Raw genomic sequence first — 18,024 nt, forward strand, 5'->3', positions numbered from 1 at the left:
AGGTAATCAGCCACGTATTAGCGGCTGATTGCCCACTTAGTAAAAATAAAAATTTAAGGATAAACCCATGGAAATCAAAGTTCCCGACTTAGGCGTTGATAGCGCCGAAGTCAGCGAAATTATGGTCAAAGTCGGCGATGTCATCAATGTGGACGATAACATTGTCTTATTAGAATCTGACAAAGCCTCTGTGGAAGTACCTGCGACATCAGCAGGGACTATCACAGCGATTAGTATCCAAATCGGCGATAAGGTCAAAGAAGGTGATGTGATTCTCACCATCGATAGTGTAGACAATAGCCAATCCAACACTACACCCGTAGAGCAATCTGCGCAACAGACAGACCAACAAGCAGCCCAATCTAACGAAGCTGGAGAAATTAAAGAGGCTAAAGAGACTAAAGAGGCTAATGCGACTTCATCGCAAGCGCCGTCTATGGCTGCGTCAAACCAATCACAGCCCACATCTACATCAGCTGAAGCAACCTATACATTGCCAGATTTGGGTGTGGATAGCGCAGAAATTAGTGAGTGGTTGGTCAAAGAAGGTGATACTGTCACTGCTGAACAACCGCTGGTATTGGTCGAATCCGATAAAGCATCGGTCGAAGTACCGGCACCTGTCAGTGGAAAAATTGTCAAATTCTTAGTCAATGCAGGGGATACGGTCGCCAATGGTCAAGATTTTATCGTGATAGCCTCCCAATCAGCTACGCAACAGCCATTAGCTAGTGACCCATCAGAACAAGCCGCTAGTCAAGCCAATTCAGCGACAAATCAAAATGAGCCACCCGCTCAAACGGTATCTACCCCTCAATCATCCACCCCCGCTGGTAAACAAACCTTTGGTTTGCCCGATTTAGGGGTAGAATCGGCACAGATTAGTGAATGGATGGTGAAAGTAGGCGATGAGGTCACAGCAGAACAACCCTTGTTGTTGGTAGAATCCGATAAAGCCTCGGTGGAAGTCCCCTCGCCAGTCGCAGGTAAAGTGGTTGAATTACTGGTTAACCCTGGCGATACCGTCACCAATGGTCAAGACTTTGTTGTGATTGAAGCGGCGGGGTCAGTGCAATCAGCGTCAAGTTCAGCATCACAGCCGCAAGCGACCACCCATACTACTCAGCAAGAAGTCGCTAAAACGCAAAATACCGCGTCAACTTCAACTAATAGCGCTACCACAACAGCTAGCCAGTCAACCACAACAGCTAGCCAGTCAAATTCACAGTCAAAACTGTCTGAATCGCAAATCAATGCCAAAAATGCCGCAGTTTATGCAGGTCCTGCGGTGCGCAAACTTACGCGCCAATTGGGTGTTGATGTCAGTGAGGTGACTGGCACGGGCGCTAATGGGCGTATTGTCAAAGAAGATGTGTTTGCTTATGTCAAAAATACAATAAAAGCAGTTAGCACGCCAGCCGCTGCAAACAAGGACTCTGCGCCTTCAGCGGCTCGCTCAGGATTACCTAATTTACCCGATATGAGTAAAACGGAAATTTGGGGAGAAATTGAGCGCCAAGATTTGACCCGTCTACAAAAAGTCTCAATTCCGCAGCTTAATTACAATACCTATTTGCCACAAGTCACCCAGTTTGATTTGGCAGATATTACCGATGTTGAAAAATTGCGTGGTGACCTAAAAGATGAGATGAAAAAAGAAGGCGTGAGTCTAACTATTCTGGCTTTCATCATGAAAGTGACCGCTTATGCGCTCATGCAACACCCAAAATTTAACAGCCATTTAAGCGATGACAATACCCAAATTATCATCCGTAAATCCGTGAATTTAGGATTTGCTGTAGCAACCGAGGATGGTTTAACTGTCCCTGTCATTCAACGTGTAGAGCAAAAAGGTATCAAGCAACTAGCGATTGAAATCGGTGAGCTTGCCAAAAAAGCGCGTGATAAAAAACTATCTGCCAAAGAGTTAACAGGAGCGTCGTTTACGATTTCAAGTCAAGGCAATCTTGGTGGTACTTATTTTACGCCGCTGGTTAATTGGCCACAAGTTGCGATTTTAGGCGTCAGTGAATCTAGCATTCAGCCACGTTGGAATGAGACTAAAGGCGAGTTTGAGCCACGCTTAATGCTACCATTGTCATTGTCGTATGACCACCGTGTGATCAATGGTGCGGACGCTGCGGTATTTACCCGATATATTGCAAAATTATTAGCAGATCCACGCCGCGTGTTGTTATAATTTTTAGCATCAAAAGAACCTAGCGTGTTATATCCATGCTAGGTTTTTTTTGACACCAAAAAAAGCCCTTAGTCAAAACTAAGGGCTTTATGAATGCCAACAAGCTTATTTTTCGGTTTTTGCTAAGAAGAACCAAGTATCTAACACCGAATCAGGGTTCAGTGAGACAGAAGTAATACCTTGTTCCATTAACCACATCGCTAGGTCTGGATGGTCAGAAGGACCTTGTCCGCAGATACCGATATACTTGCCTTGTGCGTTACAGGCATCAATAGCCATTTTAAGTAGTTTTTTAACCGCTGGGTCACGTTCATCAAATGATTGAGATACGATACCCGAATCACGGTCAAGACCAAGCGTTAACTGGGTTAAATCGTTTGAGCCGATTGAGAAACCATCGAAGTATTGTAAAAACTCTTCCGCCAATAAGGCATTGGTTGGCAACTCGCACATCATGATGACGCGTAAACCGTTTTCACCACGTTTAAGACCATTTTTCTCAAGCAGTTCTAGTACCTTACGCGCTTCTTCTGTGGTACGTACGAATGGAATCATAATCTCAACGTTGGTTAAGCCCATTTCATCACGAACACGTTTTAATGCACGACATTCTAATTCAAAACAGTCACGGAAGTTTTCTGATACGTAACGGCTGGCACCACGGAAACCGAGCATGGGGTTTTCTTCAGATGGCTCGTATAGTTTACCGCCGATTAAGTTTGCATATTCATTCGATTTAAAGTCAGACATACGTACGATAACTTTCTTATCTTTGAATGCGACGGCTAGGGTTGAAATACCTTCAACCAATTTATCAACGTAGAAATCAATCGGTGAAGCATAACCTGCCATGCGCTCTTGAATCGCTTGTACGATTTCGCGTGGTAGGGTGTTCATGTTAAGTAGTGCTTTTGGATGCACGCCAATCATACGATTGATGATGAATTCTAAACGCGCCAGACCCACCCCTTCATTAGGGATTTGGGCAAATCCAAATGCGCGGTCAGGGTTACCGACGTTCATCATAATTTTAAATGCCAAGTCTGGCATTGACTCAATTGAGTTGTTTTGGATTTCAAAGTCCAATTGACCTTCGTAAATATAACCGGTATCACCTTCTGCACAAGATACAGTGACTGCTTGACCATCGGTCAATAGGTCAGTGGCGTTACCACAACCCACGATGGCAGGGACGCCCAATTCACGCGCGATAATTGCCGCGTGGCAGGTACGACCACCACGGTTAGTGATGATAGCAGCGGCACGTTTCATGACGGGTTCCCAGTCTGGGTCAGTCATATCAGACACAAGGACGTCACCTTCTTGTACTTTATCCATTTCATGGATTGAGTTGACCACGCGTACAGTACCTGCGCCGATACGTTGACCAATTGAACGACCTTCACAGATGACATCGCCTTTTTCTTTAAGGATGTAACGCTCCATGACATTTTGGCTTTCACGGCTTTTTACTGTCTCTGGGCGTGCTTGCACAATGAATAATTTGCCACTGTCACCATCTTTTGCCCATTCGATATCCATCGCATGACCATAATGTTTTTCGATGATTAATGCTTGTTTGGCAAGTTCAACCAACTCTTCATTGCTCAGTGAAAATTGGTTGCGTTCCGCTTTGTCTACTGGGACTATTTTGACTGATTTGCCGGCTGAGTGCTCGTCCGCATAAACCATTTTTTGTTGTTTGCTGCCGAGGTTGCGGCGAATAACCGCAGGTTTGCCGGCATTTAACAAGGCTTTTGAAATGTAGAATTCGTCAGGGTTCACCGCACCTTGCACGACCATTTCACCCAAGCCATAGCTTGCGGTAATAAATACCACGTCATTAAAACCACTTTCGGTATCAATGGTGAACATCACACCTGAAGTGCCTGTCTCTGAACGTACCATGCGTTGTACGCCAGCTGATAAGGCAACACCTGCGTGCTCAAAACCTTTGTGAACGCGGTAAGCGATGGCGCGGTCATTGTATAAAGAAGCAAAGACTTCTTTAATAGCAATCAAGATATTGTCAATACCACGGATATTGAGGAAAGTTTCTTGTTGACCAGCAAATGAGGCGTCTGGTAAATCTTCGGCAGTCGCTGATGAACGAACCGCAACAGCGATGTCCTCGCCTTGGCTCATCTCGGCAAAAGCATCACGGATTTCTTGTTCCAAATCTTTAGGCAACTCTTGCTCAATAATCATGTCGCGGATTTTTTTGCCCGTGGCAGTTAAAGCCGCCACATCATCCACATCCAGACCTTGAAGCGCGTCTTTGATTTTGTCTTGAAGACCTGTACCGATTAAGAATTTGTTAAAAGCTTCAGACGTTGTTGCAAAACCACCTGGTACGCTTACCCCTAAATCTGTTAGGTGACTAATCATTTCACCTAATGAAGCGTTTTTACCGCCTACTTTGTCAATGTCGTTTTTGCCTAACTTGTCGAGTGAGATAACTTGTGCGTTCAAGGTGATAACTCCGTGAAATAAAGATTATTTTGAAAAGATTATAACGGTATTTCGTAGAAAATTCATCTTAAAAAATGATTTTCTAGCAAAAAAATTATAATTTTAGAAAAACTGTCAGCGATCAACAATTCAACTAAAACTTTGCTTGGATGTCGTTGAGTCTAAGGTGAAAAAAACGTAGATAAGCCTTCAATGACAATAACTGATGGCTAATTAAGGCAAATTAAGCATCGATTTGTTAGATTAAAGCCTACAAGTCACGTATAATAACAAACTCTCGACCTGTAAGACAAACGATAGTGTCGGCACTGATAACGACATTAATAGAGGACATTCACTGCCAAAAACGCAGTTAATGTGTGAGGTTGACCATCAGTATGAGTTTAAACCAGTGTTAATTTAAATTAGTATGGACGCTGCTTGTCATTTTTTTGGATAATTTTTCATGACCATTGAGCAAATCAAAGCCACGATTCAAAATAAAGACGCGTTAAATTTTGCAAATTCGCAGTCGTTGCGAAGTGTGTTTTTTATCTCCGATGGTACCGCGATTACGTCTGAAACCCTAGGTCGTTCTATTTTAAGCCAATTTCCCACGGTACCATTTGAGACTCGGGTTATTCCTTATGTTGATACCCTTGATCGCGCCGATGAAGCGGTCAATCAAATCAATCTTGCCCACCAACGTGATGGGGTAAAGCCGCTAGTCTTTGATACAATCGTTGACCCTGTGATTCGTGAGCGAATCAACGGTGCAGATGCCTTTAACTTGGATATTTATGAAGGCTTAATTAGTAAAATTGCCGATGAAATCAAAGTACAACCTGCACCGCATACCGGTCATGCGCATGGGGATGTCGATTCTGAGAACTATAAATCACGTATTGATGCGGTGCATTTTGCTTTAGATAATGATGATGGCGCGCGTACCACCCATTATGATGCGGCAGATATTATTTTGATTGGGGTGTCACGTTCGGGCAAAACGCCCACCTCTTTATACCTAGCGTTGCAATTCGGTATTCGTGCGGCGAATTATCCGTTGACTGAAGATGATTTATATGAAAATTCGTTGCCCAAAGCGTTAAAGCCCTACCGTGACAAACTGTTTGGTTTGGTGATTGACACCGATCGACTGGTAAAAATTCGTAACGAGCGCCGTGCAGGTAGTCGCTATGCAAGTTATCAGCAATGTCAGCAGGAGTTGCGCGCCATTCAAGGTATTTATATTTCTCAAGGGATTCCAAATATTGATGTATCCACGATGTCGATTGAAGAAATCGCGACGCGTATTTTACAGATGACGGGGTTAAAACGTCGAATTGGTTAATGTAATTTCTTAACATACGGTTAATTTATCGTATTTTATATTTCATTTAAAAATTTTTTATTCATTATCAAGGCTTAAAATATGGGAGCTAATATGCCAAAAAAACGGATTAATGACAAAGTTACTCAAATTCCCCCTACAAACAATGACAACGAAAACATCTGTGATTCCAACACACAGTCAATTATTGAACCCCAAGAAAATATTACCGAAATTTTGGCAAAACCAACCAAAACTGAAATTTCGGATTCTGATAAAAAAGCCAATACCGTCAGTATCAGTGAAGACGACGATAAGGTAAAACATTTTGATGATGCATCGGTGCATTTTGATTTAATTAGCCCGCTAGATAACACCCGCATCAATTTAAAGCGTTACAAGCGTCAAGATGCCGTTAGCCATGCCTATGATTATGATGCTGTCGTGATTGGCGCAGGACCCGCGGGTGAAGCAGCAGCGATGAAAATCGCCAAATCTGGGCAAAAAGTTGCCGTGATTGATCCACGCAAACAAGTGGGGGGCAACTGTACGCACGTAGGCACGATTCCAAGTAAAGCATTGCGTCAGTCAGTGTTTAATATTATCGGTAATCGCCGCGATCCTATCTTAAACCAAGGGATTGACTATCATCAAATCCCACTCAATAAAGTATTAACCAAAGCGCGCGAAGTGGTACGTAACCAGGTAGAAACCCACACTCGTTTCTATGAGCGCAACCAAATTGACTTAATTAATGGTTGGGCAAGTTTTAAAGATACCCATACCATTCATGTTGATATGAGTGATGGTACCGAGCAGGACATTACCTTTGAACAAGCCATTATTACTGTGGGTAGCCGTCCTTATCGTCCTGATTTGTTAGATTTTAGCCATCCTCGTGTGTTTGATTCCGATAAAATCTTGCAAATGGATTATGTGGTACAGCGTATTATCATTTATGGTGCGGGCGTGATTGGCTGTGAGTATGCGTCTATTTTTACCGGTCTTGGCTATAAAGTAGATTTGATTAATACCCAAGAGCAGTTGCTTAGCTATCTGGATGATGAGATTTCTGACGCATTGTCGCATGACTTTAGACAATTTGGCGTATTGATTCGCAACAAAGAAGAAATCGAACGGCTAGAAACTTATGATGACTGCGTGATTTTATATCTAAAAAGTGGTAAACGCATCAAATCAGATGCTATTTTATGGTCAAACGGTCGCTCAGGTAATACCGACAGTCTCAACCTTGCCGCCATCGGACTCACCGCAAACAGCCGGGGTCAACTCAAAGTCAATGAGCATTACCAAACCGATATCCCAAATATTTATGCAGCAGGGGATGTGATTGGCTGGCCATCGCTTGCATCGGCAGCTTATGACCAGGGACGCTGCGCCGCTGCTTATATGGTGGGCGACGAAAACGCACAACCTGTTCGCAGTGTGCCAACGGGTATTTATACCATTCCTGAAATTTCAAGTATTGGTAAAAATGAACAGGAATTAACCGCCGAAAAAGTGCCGTATGAAGTGGGGCAAGCTTTCTTCAAACACCTTGCCCGCGCACAAATCATCGGTGAGCGTAGTGGGGTGTTAAAAATACTGTTCCACCGTGAAACCTTAGAGGTTTTAGGTATCCATTGCTATGGCAATCACGCCTCTGAGATTATTCATATCGGACAAGCAGTGATGGAAAGTAAGGGCAGCAATACGCTAGAATACTTTGTCAATACTACCTTTAACTACCCAACGATGGCAGAAGCCTATCGCGTTGCTGCACTCAATGGTCTTAATCGGGTGTTTTAATGGCGCAAATTAATGTAAAGCTACAACCCCAGTACGTAAAATTACAACCGCAGTTGCAACAAGCGCTTTCTGAGTTAAAATTGCCACTATCGGATGAGCAGCAATTACAGCTACTGTACTATCTACAGCAGCTGTTATTTTGGAATAAAGCCTATAATCTGACCGCTATCAAAGATGACCAACAAGCGTTAATCAAACATATCTTTGATAGTTTGTCGATTGTACCATTTTTGCCAGCCGGTAATTTGCTAGATATTGGGACGGGTGCGGGTTTGCCAGCGGTGATAGTTGCCATTTGTCAGCCACAACGTGCAGTGACAGCGCTCGATAGTAATCAAAAGAAAATTCGCTTTATCAAACAAGTCGCCAGTGAATTGGGGTTAAAAAATCTAACACCGGTTGCCAGTCGTATTGAGGCACATGCAGGTACTTATCAAGTCATTACCTCAAGGGCGTTTGCGTCGCTGGTGGATTTTGTCACCCATAGTCAAAGCAAATTGGCAGACAATGGTATCATTTGTGCCATGAAGGGGGTTGAACCTGTTGACGAGATTCAAGCGCTTCAACATGAGTGGCAAATTAACACCCAAGTGTTAACCGTGCCAGAGCTCTATGAATCACGCCATTTGATTTATTTGCAAAGATAAACACCTCATTTCAGCCAGTTTTACCGGTATTAGGGTTTGAAAGACTGGCTGTTTTTGACTACAATTTTCAACCTTTTTATCAACACATTGCGAGACAGTTCATGGATATTTTAGCCATTGCTAATCAAAAAGGTGGGGTGGGCAAAACCACCACCGCGGTTAATTTGGCAAGTGCGCTGGCACATCGCCGCAAAAAAGTTTTACTGATTGATTTGGATGCCCAAGGCAATGCGACTACGGCATCAGGGCTGGATAAACGCGAGTTAGAGTACAGCATTGCTGATGTGCTATTAGATGATTTGCCAATCCATGAAGCGATTGTCAAAACCCCGAATGGGTTTGATATTGTCGGTGCCAACAATGAATTGTCAGGCAGTGATTTGCATTTAAGTCAAAAGCCTGAGAATCATGCAATTTTGTCAAAAGCTATGCAGCAGCTCGCTGATATGCCTGCCAAAAACGGCCGCGCGCCGAAACCTTATGATTTTATCGTGATTGACTGCGCGCCGAGTTTAAGTTTACTGACCATCAATGCAATGTGTGCCACATCAGGGGTGATTATCCCGATGCAATGTGAATATTTTGCATTGGAAGGATTGGCGGATTTATCGCAAACCATTGAGCGTTTGAAGTCGCTAAACCCAAAACTGCATATCCGCGGTGTGTTAAGAACCATGTTTGACCCGCGCAATACCTTGGCAAATGATGTCTCTATGGAATTGATTGAGCATTTTGGTCCGATTTTATTTAATACCATTATTCCCCGTAATATTCGTCTAGCAGAAGCCCCGGCGCACGGCATTCCTGCGCTTGATTATGAGATGAATTCAAAGGGCTCACAAGCGTATATTCGCCTTGCCAATGAAATTATCAAGCAAAGTCGCCAATTCCAACTTACCTAAATTAAACTGTTTAGGCACTTTTTTTGTTAACTTGATGGCGAGTGCGCACTGGCAAAAGCAATGAAACTATTTTTCAAGCAATAGCGAATCTGCTAAAATAGCCAGTTCAAAAATGGCGGCATTGGTTTAATTTTTTATCAGTCATTTTTAACTATTTAATGGCATTGGGAATTTCGACATGGTTAAAAAGCGTGGATTGGCATCAAATCGAGGACTTGATGCGTTACTCGGCTCAATCAAAACGGAAAAATTGATTACCGGTAATCTAATCGATGCGAGTGTTCGAGCCTCTGTCGATGACGCGAAAAGTGCTGAAAAACTAAATGCCAAATCAACCGATGATGGGCAAAATGTCTCAGATGCCGAATCAGCCGAAGCTCGCGACACTATAGCTGTAGCCAAAAAATCGCCTACAGCTGCGATAACCACCAAACCATTCACTCCAAAACCCACCAAAACACTAAAGTCCAGTAGCCATAACGCATCTATAGATAACGATGCCAATGATAATAGTAATGTGGCTGGCTTAAATTTGATGCATATCAATGTCGCGTATTTGCAGCGTGGCAAGTATCAGCCGCGCATTGATTTGGACGAAGATGCCTTGCAAGAGCTGGCAACGTCTATCAAGCAGCATGGCGTGATGCAGCCTATTGTGATTCGACCTTTAGCCAAAGTATTGCCCAATTCCCCGATTACCCATGAAATTATCGCGGGTGAACGTCGCTGGCGTGCGGCGCAAATTGCAGGTTTAACCCATATACCCGCCATCATGCGCCCCATGTCAGATGACTTGGCCATCGCTTTGGCATTGATTGAAAATATCCAACGGGAAGATTTGAGCGTCATGGAACAGGCTGCCGCATTGCAGCGTTTTCATGATGAATTTGGCATGAGTCATTCGCAAATTGCGGATGTGGTCGGTAAGGCTAGAACAACGGTTTCTAATTTGCTGCGTTTGAACCAATTACATGACGATGTCAAACAAGCGTTAAATGAAGGGCAAATGGATATGGGGCATGCCAGGGCATTATTGGCGCTGTCACCCAAACAGCAGCCTGTTATTGCCAAAAAAATTATACAGGGTCAATTGACCGTTCGTCAGACTGAAGCCTTAGTCAAAGACATTTTAAATCCAAAAGCGCCGACACAAAGCCAAGAAATTGATTATGATAGGCTGCGACTGAACCAACATCTCTCTGAACAACTCGGTGCCGTGGTAAAAATCAAAGGCTCTTCAAAAGGAAAGGGGAGTATTGAGATATTTTTTCACAATGAAGAGGAATTACAAGCTTTGATTGTGCAGTTCCAGTCGCAACTTGAGCATTAATCTTGCGCATTAGATTAGTTTTCTCAATTTATTAGTCATTGACATGCAAAGGCAGTATAACCGATGTGGGAATTAGTTAAAGCAGGCGGTTGGTTGATGTGGCCCATTGTCCTATGTTCGATTTTGATGTTGATTATCATTATTGAGCGCGCGATAAAACTTAAAGTCAGTACAGTGACACCCGCCCATCTGCGTGAACAATTGATGCAGCATTTGATTGAGCAGGGCGATATTGATCGAGAATCGCTTGAGAATGTCAAACTCAATTCGCCTTTGGGTGATATCCTTGCTGCAGGACTCATGAATCGCCAGCATGGGATTGATTCAATGACCATGCATATGGAAAACCGCGCCAGTATCACCATTCACCAATTAGAAAAACATATCAATATGCTGGGTACCATCGGTGCTATCGCCCCATTGTTGGGTCTGTTAGGTACCGTACTGGGGATTATTTCATCCTTCTTAGCCATTACTGAAGGTGCAATGCAAGATCCGACCATGCTGGCAGCTGGCGTATCACAAGCGCTGATTACCACAGCGGGGGGTATGCTGGTTGCGATACCTGCTGTGATGGCGTACCGTATTTTTCAGCGCCGTATCATTGATATCAATGCGGCGTTTGAACAAGAAGCGGGTTTGATGATGCAAGAATTACTGGACAATGGTCTAATTACGCCTCATTAATGGCGTATAGCTGCGTATAAGAGTCAAACCATGCGATTTCGTAAACCCACGGTCGAACCTTTAGAAATCAATCTTACCCCGATGATTGATTGCTTGCTGTTTTTGATTGTTTTTTTGCTGCTGTCGACCACCTTTAACCATTTTAGTAAACTCAATATCATTTTGCCGCAAGCAGAGGGCGTGCCGATTACTGAGAAAAGCAAACGCATTGAAATCGCGGTGCAAAAAGATGGTAGCTATTTGGTCAATGGTATTGCTTTATCTGGTAATGGCGAAGCTGAATTGACAGCGATGATCCGCCAAGAAGCGGGTGAAGAGCGAAAGCAGCTATTTGTTATCTCTGCTGATGCCGATACCAGTCACCAATCGGTGGTTAAAGTGATGGACATAGCGGGTAAAATGGGCTTTATGAATTTAAATATCAGTACCGTGATACCCGCCACTTCGCTCGATAGTAATATTGCCCCAGCGCCAGATGCCAAATAATTTTTATTGTTCAATTTACTGATACAATAGCTGTTAAGTCGTTCTTTTATATATTGAGATGCCATGACCGTTTCAAAACCTTCCAATGCTCACCCACGTTGGCAGACCTATCGAAGATTGCTAGGTTATCTCAAGCCGTATTGGTGGGCGATGACGCTAGTCGTCATTGGCTTTACCTTAAATGCAGGCACCGAAGTGGGCATTGCCAAACTGGTCAAATTCATTATTGATGCGATTAATGATCGTGATCAAGCGCATATCAATCTTTTTCCAGCTTTAATCGTATTATTGTTTGTACTGCGCGGACTTAGCTCATTTTTGGGTAATTACTTTAGCGCAGTGATTTCACGAAATGTCGTCTATCAGCTGCGTATGCAAGTGTTTTCAAAATTGCTCAGATTACCTAGCCAATTTTATTTGAGCCACAATGCCGGTCAGATTTCTGCAAAATTAATCTTTGATGTCGAGCAAGTCACTGCGGCGGGTACTGATACGCTCAAAACCTTGTTACGCGATGGCTTGACCGTGATTGGATTGTTAGCGTTTTTGCTTTACAGTAATTGGAAATTAAGCCTGTCGTTGTTTGTGGTATTGCCGCCGATTTTATTGTTAGTCGGTAAAGCCAGTAAACGCTTTCGCAAGCTGTCGCGCGGTATTCAAAAATCCATGGGCGAGGTCAGTCATATTACCAATGAAGTCATCACAGGCTACCAAGTGGTCAAAAATTATGGCGGTCAGCAAAATGAGCTGACGCGGTTTAACAACGCTTCTTTAACCAATCTTAAACAAGGCCTAAAGGTGGTGGTGACCAATAGCATCAATACCCCATTAATTCAATTATTGATGGCGTGCGCGATGGCTGTGGTGGTATGGATTGCATTAAGACCGAACGTATTAGGTGATACCACCGCAGGCGAGTTTATCGCTTATATCAGTGCGGCAGGGCTACTGAGCAAACCCGTGCGCTCGTTGACCGATATCAACCAAGGCTTGCAAAAGGGTTTGGCGGCGGCGGATTCTATATTTGAGATGCTCGATGAAGCCGAAGAAAAAGACACAGGCAAGGTTGAAAAAACTCTGAGTGGTAAAATAGTACTTAACGACCTAAGCGTCACTTTTGAGGATGGCAAACAAGCGCTCAACAACGTAAATTTGGTGGTCAATCCCGGCGAAACCGTGGCGTTAATCGGTAGAAGTGGCGCAGGTAAAACCACGCTAGTCAACTGTCTGATGCGCGCGCTAGAACCCACAAAGGGCAATATTTATCTTGACGATGTCGCTATCGAAGATTTGACATTACATTCACTGCGTAGTCAGATTGCCAGTGTCAACCAACAAGTGGTACTGTTTGATACCTCTATCCACAACAATATCGCCTATGGCGAATTATCTAACCGAACCTCGGAGCAAGTGATTGATGCCGCAAAATCAGCCTTTGCGCACGATTTTATTATGCAGTTGCCGCAGGGTTACCAATCAAAGATAGGCTCACAGGGTCTGCAGTTATCTGGCGGACAACGCCAACGCTTATCCATTGCACGTGCCCTGCTAAAGGATGCGCCTATCTTGATTTTGGATGAAGCCACAAGCGCGCTAGATAACGAATCAGAATTTTATATCCAAAAAGCGCTGGAGCGCGTCATGCATGGCAGAACCACCATCGTTATCGCGCACCGATTAACGACCATCCAAAATGCCGATAAAATCGTGGTCATGGATAACGGTGAAATTATTGAAGTCGGTACTCACGACAGTTTGCTAGCCGCGCAAGGTACGTATGCCAAGTTGTATGAGCGTCATTTTGAAGAGGATATATTGTCAAGCTAATGCAACAAACTCTACTACAGGCGTGGCGCAACAAATCCCTCTGGCTATGGTTGTTATTGCCCGTGTCTTGGTTGTATGGATTGGTTTTTTGGCTCAATAAAACTATGTATCGATTAGGGCTAAAACCCGTTTATTATCCCAACGTGCCCGTCATTGTAGTGGGCAATATCACGGTTGGCGGTAGCGGTAAGACGCCGCTAATCATTGCGGTGGTAACCTACCTGCAGCAAAAAGGGCTGACAGTCGGCGTCATCAGTCGTGGCTATGGCGGACAAGCCAAGCTGATGCCTTGTATCGTGACAGCGAATTCAAAGCCCAGCGACGTCGGTGACGAGCCATGTCTGATTGTGCAGCGTACAGGTGTGCCAATGGCAGTTTGTCCAAATCGCAGGCAGGCAATTGAGTTATTGCTTGAGCAATTCCCAAGCATTCAACTTATTTTGGCGGATGATGGACTGCAACATTTTGCACTAGATAGGGATGAAAACTGGATTGTCGTCGATGCCGATCGCGGCTTTGGTAACCGCCAGCTATTGCCCACAGGCTTTCTGCGCGAACCGATTAAACGCCTGTATCAGCCCAATACCACCGTCATATTTCATCAAAGTGATTGGCAGGATACTCAGGCTTTAACCCATTTTTCAAATAGCCTAAGCAAAAATTATCATAGCATATCACCCGATATTCGTATGCGTTTGCTACAAAAACCGCTAGTACCTTTATTTAAAGCGCCTTTATTTAAAACCTATTCGCAAAATAGCTTACCTGCCCAACAAGTGATTGCCATGACGGGGATTGGTTTGCCGCAGCGTTTTTTTAATAGCCTAAGCCAATTAGGATTTGACATCATACCGATGCCACTAAATGACCATCACACTTATAGTTTGCAAGATTTTGCCAACTTGCCAAAGTTACCGATTATCGTCACCGATAAGGATGCGGTCAAATTGCGTGTTATGTTCGCCCAAGGTCATGAGAAAAATGATATTGTAACAAACATCTGGGTGTTACCGGTAGAAGCTGAATTATCACCTGCCTTTTATGCGTTAATCGACCGACAAATCGGTAAATTGGTTGCCCTAGCTGACAATGCTGACAATTAAAAAACTTGTAGGAAATACACTATGTTAAAACATTTGGTCATACCAGCCCGTCTAAAAAGTACCCGACTGCCCAACAAACCGCTATTAGAAATTCATGGTAAGCCGATGATTCTATGGGTGATTGATCGTGCCAATGCGGTAAAATCGGCGGGAATTGCCGATGATATTTTTGTGGCAACCGATGATGATGGCATCGCTCAACTGTGTCAAGACTATGGGGCAAATGTCATCATGACTGACCCCAATCATGCGTCTGGCACGGATAGGCTTGCTGAAGTAGCTAGACTTAAGCAGTGGTCAACTGAAGATATCGTGATTAATATGCAAGGCGATGAACCACTCGTGCCTGCAGCACTCATCAAACAAGTGACTGAGCTTCTGCTACAAAAAAAAGATTGCGTGATGGCGACTTTGGCTGAACCCATCCAAAGCGTTGAAGAGTTTTTACGGCCATCGGTGGTCAAAGTTGTCAAAAATGCCCACAAGGAAGCCTTGTATTTTAGCCGAGCGCCGATTCCTTGCGATCGCCATACAGCATTGTTGACTGACCAGCCAATCAGTGATGAAAATAGCGCGCCAAAAAACGCTTACCGACACCTAGGCATTTATGCTTATCGGGTCAGTTTGTTACAGCAATTTAGTGTTTGGCAGCAAGGCGAGCTAGAGCAGCTTGAATCATTGGAGCAATTGCGTATTTTGGAGCAAGGCATGCGTATCGCCATTGATATCGCTTCAGAATTGTTGCCGCCCGGTGTAGACACGCAAGAGGATTTGGATCGGCTCAATGAGTTGGCTTTATCAGAATTATTGAAATAATAAAAAAGCCCAAGTTAATCTTGGGCTTTTTTGTGGTTTGCGTTTTTATGGTTTTGATTAGCTGTTTAAGCTAAATAAATCAAGCGATTTCACCAAAGATAAGGAGTTGAGGCGGGCTTGTTGGTCATAAATATTACAAGTGACAATCAATTCATCAGGGCGGATAGTCTCAAGAAAATGGTCAAGTTTTGGTTTGACACTATCAGGTGTACCGACAAACGAGATTGCCAACGACGATTCAACCATGTATTTCTCTGCAGATGTCCAAAAAGCATCAATATTCTCAATCGGTTTTGGCATTTGTGAGGGTTTACCACGGCGCAAATTGACAAAACTTTGCTGCGCTGAGGTGAATTGGTAAGCGGCTTCCTCATCGGTGTCGGCCAATAGCAAGTTACTTGCTACCATCACATAAGGTTGTTGCAAGTAGCGAGAAGGCTTGAAATTCTCACGGTACAATGTCACCGCTTGCGATAACATCTGCGGCGCAAAATGCGACGCAAATACATAAGGCAAGCCTAATGCAGCAGCGAGACTGGCGCCAAATAAAGACGACCCTAAAATCCACACAGGCACATTTAAGCCATTAGCCGGCATGGCAGTCACTGTCTGACCATCGAGCGGGTCAAAATAATGCATCAGCTCTTGCACATCTTGCGGGAAGTTTTCGGCATCATTCATGGTGCGGCGCAAGGCACGGAAGGTTGCCCCATCCGTCCCAGGGGCACGGCCCACGCCAAGATCGATACGTTCGCCATACAAAGTGGCTAACGTACCAAACTGTTCTGCAACCACTAACGGCGCATGGTTAGGCAGCATGATACCGCCTGAGCCAATCCGTATGGTTGAGGTGTGAGCGCCAATGTGAGCTAACAACACACTGGTTGCGGTACTGGCAATGCCGCGCATGTTATGGTGCTCAGCCAGCCAATAGCGGTTAAAACCTACTTTTTCGGCAGTTTGGGCAACAGTCACCGCTTGCTTAAGCGCGTTTTTGGCGTCACTGCCTTCAGGTACAGGAACAAGGTCTAAAAATGAAATAGGGATTTGTTTGGTCATTTTTGTCATCATTATAGTCATCATAAAAAGAATAGTAGTCTCTTTATAATGGCGAATCCAAAAAAATCAATCACCCAAATTGTTGCTGACAAATATCAATGAAAGCTTTGCCAAAATTACGGATATCGCCATCGGCACGGGTGGCTATCCATGTCACATGTTTTCCAAAAATTTTCGTTGGAATTTTGACAAGATTGCGATAATGCTGACCTTCAAATGCCATTTCAGCAATCGTGCCCACGCCCATACCAATACCGACATAGGTGCTAATCACATCGGCATCCAAAGCAGTAAGTACAATATTAGGGGTCAGCTGTGCCGCGCTAAAGGCTCTATCAATCGCACCACGACCCGTAAAACCGCCGTGATAAGTGATAATCGGATAATTTGCTAAGGTTTGGATATCAATCTCAGTGCGATTTTCAAGCTCATGACCCACGGGCACAATCACATGATGATACCAATCATAATAGCGAATACAGTGTAGATTATCGTGCGCAAGCAGCGATTCAGTTGCGATGCCAATATCGGCTTGACCTTGTGCCACCATATTGGCAATCGACTCGGGGTCAGCTTGATGTAAAATCAGATGAACATTGGGAAATTGTTGTTTAAAGCGCTGTATTACCCAAGGCAACACATAACGTGCTTGGGTATGCGTCGTGGCAATTGACAACTCACCCTGATGGGGATTTTGAAAGTCTAAAGTTAAATTTTCAATCGACCGTACTTCTACAAATATTTTCTCAATATGCGGTAGTAGCAGCTCACCGATAGGGGATAGACCCACCAATCGCTTACCCTGCCGCACAAAAACTTCTGCCCGAAGCTGACTTTCGAGCGCGGCAATATGCTTACTAAGACTGGATTGACTGGTATGTAATACTTTGGCGGCTTGGCTCAGATTGTAATTATTAATCACAGTCTGCCAAACGGTTTCAAGTTGTTTGAGTTGGATTTGTAAATAACGTTGATTGATGACAACATTGATTGCCATAAAATGACCTTAATAAAAAAACGAAATAAAATGCTCGCTATAGGAGCTTGGTTAAACTTAAATATTAACAAAACTAGGCATTACCGCCATACGTGTATTAGACACTGCGCCTGCCATGCTACTATCGACTACAGATATGCTTTCAATATCAGGTACCGTGACATGATAGGCATTATTTTGCTGATAGATAGCAATCGGGTATTGCATAATTTGCCTCAAAGCTGCTAACAAAAAGGTTGAAAGTCATCGCAGGGTGTCAAGTATAGCATATTACCATAAAATAGCAGGTTCAAAACCTAGCTGCTTAAGTCAGGCTTATTTAATAGACTTAAAATTTAAAAAATTGAAATATGACAAGTCTGTAGACATTGACTCGGTTA

General features: G+C 43.8%; 15 protein-coding genes. 11 read left to right on the forward strand and 4 right to left on the reverse strand.

Annotation, left to right across the window (positions count from 1 at the left end):
* Positions 1-67 precede the first annotated feature (67 nt).
* The gene (locus tag RTS09_RS01805) at positions 68-2,200 is read left to right on the forward strand and encodes a 2-oxo acid dehydrogenase subunit E2 (RefSeq protein ID WP_312533710.1); all 2,133 of its coding nucleotides are present in this window, start codon (positions 68-70) and stop codon (positions 2,198-2,200) included.
* A 105-nt stretch (positions 2,201-2,305) separates the two neighbouring features.
* Here the strand turns inward: RTS09_RS01805 and ppsA are convergent, their stop codons facing one another.
* The gene (gene ppsA / locus RTS09_RS01810; protein WP_309595911.1) at positions 2,306-4,672 is read right to left on the reverse strand and encodes a phosphoenolpyruvate synthase; all 2,367 of its coding nucleotides are present in this window, start codon (positions 4,670-4,672) and stop codon (positions 2,306-2,308) included.
* A gap of 445 nt (positions 4,673-5,117) precedes the next feature.
* Between ppsA and ppsR the strand changes: the two genes are divergently transcribed.
* From ppsR to kdsB, 10 genes are all read left to right on the forward strand, one after another.
* Positions 5,118-6,002, forward strand: a complete 885-nt coding sequence (ppsR, locus tag RTS09_RS01815) for a posphoenolpyruvate synthetase regulatory kinase/phosphorylase PpsR (protein ID WP_007116642.1) — start codon at positions 5,118-5,120, stop codon at positions 6,000-6,002.
* Positions 6,003-6,095: 93 nt separating this feature from the next.
* A complete protein-coding gene (gene sthA, locus RTS09_RS01820) occupies positions 6,096-7,790 on the forward strand; it encodes a Si-specific NAD(P)(+) transhydrogenase (protein ID WP_253852173.1) in 1,695 nt (564 codons plus the stop codon).
* Positions 7,790-8,437 carry a 16S rRNA (guanine(527)-N(7))-methyltransferase RsmG gene (gene rsmG, locus RTS09_RS01825; protein WP_312533716.1) on the forward strand — a complete coding sequence of 216 codons (648 nt, stop codon included), beginning with the start codon at positions 7,790-7,792 and terminating at the stop codon, positions 8,435-8,437. The genes sthA and rsmG overlap by 1 nt, the downstream gene beginning before the upstream one ends.
* Positions 8,438-8,538: 101 nt before the next feature.
* Positions 8,539-9,339: a ParA family protein gene (locus RTS09_RS01830; protein ID WP_312533718.1), complete on the forward strand. Its 801-nt coding sequence runs from the start codon at positions 8,539-8,541 to the stop codon at positions 9,337-9,339.
* A 178-nt stretch (positions 9,340-9,517) separates the two neighbouring features.
* On the forward strand, positions 9,518-10,669 hold the full coding sequence (locus RTS09_RS01835; RefSeq protein ID WP_312533720.1) for a ParB/RepB/Spo0J family partition protein: 1,152 nt from the start codon (positions 9,518-9,520) through the stop codon (positions 10,667-10,669).
* A gap of 63 nt (positions 10,670-10,732) precedes the next feature.
* Positions 10,733-11,356 (forward strand): MotA/TolQ/ExbB proton channel family protein, encoded by a 624-nt coding sequence (locus tag RTS09_RS01840; RefSeq protein WP_312533721.1) that lies wholly within the window; start codon positions 10,733-10,735, stop codon positions 11,354-11,356.
* Between the two features lie 30 nt (positions 11,357-11,386).
* The gene (locus RTS09_RS01845; RefSeq protein WP_312533723.1) at positions 11,387-11,842 is read left to right on the forward strand and encodes an ExbD/TolR family protein; all 456 of its coding nucleotides are present in this window, start codon (positions 11,387-11,389) and stop codon (positions 11,840-11,842) included.
* A 63-nt stretch (positions 11,843-11,905) separates the two neighbouring features.
* Positions 11,906-13,669, forward strand: a complete 1,764-nt coding sequence (gene msbA, locus RTS09_RS01850) for a lipid A export permease/ATP-binding protein MsbA (protein ID WP_312533726.1) — start codon at positions 11,906-11,908, stop codon at positions 13,667-13,669.
* Positions 13,669-14,772 (forward strand): tetraacyldisaccharide 4'-kinase, encoded by a 1,104-nt coding sequence (gene lpxK, locus RTS09_RS01855; RefSeq protein WP_312533729.1) that lies wholly within the window; start codon positions 13,669-13,671, stop codon positions 14,770-14,772. Before msbA ends, lpxK begins: the two co-directional genes overlap by 1 nt.
* Positions 14,773-14,793: 21 nt before the next feature.
* Positions 14,794-15,588, forward strand: a complete 795-nt coding sequence (gene kdsB / locus RTS09_RS01860; protein WP_312533732.1) for a 3-deoxy-manno-octulosonate cytidylyltransferase — start codon at positions 14,794-14,796, stop codon at positions 15,586-15,588.
* 57 nt (positions 15,589-15,645) lie between these two features.
* On the opposite strand, the gene RTS09_RS01865 is transcribed toward kdsB, so the two are convergent.
* The 3 genes from RTS09_RS01865 to RTS09_RS01875 all read right to left on the reverse strand — a co-directional run bounded on the left by RTS09_RS01865 (position 15,646) and on the right by RTS09_RS01875 (position 17,851).
* Entirely contained in the window at positions 15,646-16,647 is a 1,002-nt protein-coding gene (locus RTS09_RS01865) for an LLM class flavin-dependent oxidoreductase (protein ID WP_312533734.1), read from the reverse strand.
* 70 nt (positions 16,648-16,717) lie between these two features.
* On the reverse strand, positions 16,718-17,644 hold the full coding sequence (locus tag RTS09_RS01870) for a LysR substrate-binding domain-containing protein (protein WP_144917669.1): 927 nt from the start codon (positions 17,642-17,644) through the stop codon (positions 16,718-16,720).
* Between the two features lie 57 nt (positions 17,645-17,701).
* Complete coding sequence (locus RTS09_RS01875; RefSeq protein ID WP_157797021.1) at positions 17,702-17,851, reverse strand: hypothetical protein; 150 nt, start codon at positions 17,849-17,851, stop codon at positions 17,702-17,704.
* Between the last annotated feature and the right edge of the window lie 173 nt (positions 17,852-18,024).

It is taken from the genome of Moraxella sp. CTOTU47618, assembly GCF_032017425.1.
In the GTDB taxonomy this organism is placed as follows: Bacteria; Pseudomonadota; Gammaproteobacteria; order Pseudomonadales; family Moraxellaceae; genus Faucicola; species Faucicola tetraodonis.

Bases quoted from the DNA above. Each gene is read 5' to 3' on its own strand.
- RTS09_RS01805 (WP_312533710.1), top strand. From the start codon at position 68: ATGGAAATCAAAGTTCCCGACTTAGGCGTTGATAGCGCCGAAGTCAGC.
- ppsR (WP_007116642.1), top strand. From the start codon at position 5,118: ATGACCATTGAGCAAATCAAAGCCACGATTCAAAATAAAGACGCGTTA.
- sthA (WP_253852173.1), top strand. From the start codon at position 6,096: ATGCCAAAAAAACGGATTAATGACAAAGTTACTCAAATTCCCCCTACA.
- rsmG (WP_312533716.1), top strand. From the start codon at position 7,790: ATGGCGCAAATTAATGTAAAGCTACAACCCCAGTACGTAAAATTACAA.
- RTS09_RS01830 (WP_312533718.1), top strand. From the start codon at position 8,539: ATGGATATTTTAGCCATTGCTAATCAAAAAGGTGGGGTGGGCAAAACC.
- RTS09_RS01835 (WP_312533720.1), top strand. From the start codon at position 9,518: ATGGTTAAAAAGCGTGGATTGGCATCAAATCGAGGACTTGATGCGTTA.
- RTS09_RS01840 (WP_312533721.1), top strand. From the start codon at position 10,733: ATGTGGGAATTAGTTAAAGCAGGCGGTTGGTTGATGTGGCCCATTGTC.
- RTS09_RS01845 (WP_312533723.1), top strand. From the start codon at position 11,387: ATGCGATTTCGTAAACCCACGGTCGAACCTTTAGAAATCAATCTTACC.
- msbA (WP_312533726.1), top strand. From the start codon at position 11,906: ATGACCGTTTCAAAACCTTCCAATGCTCACCCACGTTGGCAGACCTAT.
- lpxK (WP_312533729.1), top strand. From the start codon at position 13,669: ATGCAACAAACTCTACTACAGGCGTGGCGCAACAAATCCCTCTGGCTA.
- kdsB (WP_312533732.1), top strand. From the start codon at position 14,794: ATGTTAAAACATTTGGTCATACCAGCCCGTCTAAAAAGTACCCGACTG.
- RTS09_RS01865 (WP_312533734.1), bottom strand. From the start codon at position 16,647: ATGACCAAACAAATCCCTATTTCATTTTTAGACCTTGTTCCTGTACCT.
- RTS09_RS01870 (WP_144917669.1), bottom strand. From the start codon at position 17,644: ATGGCAATCAATGTTGTCATCAATCAACGTTATTTACAAATCCAACTC.
- RTS09_RS01875 (WP_157797021.1), bottom strand. From the start codon at position 17,851: ATGCAATACCCGATTGCTATCTATCAGCAAAATAATGCCTATCATGTC.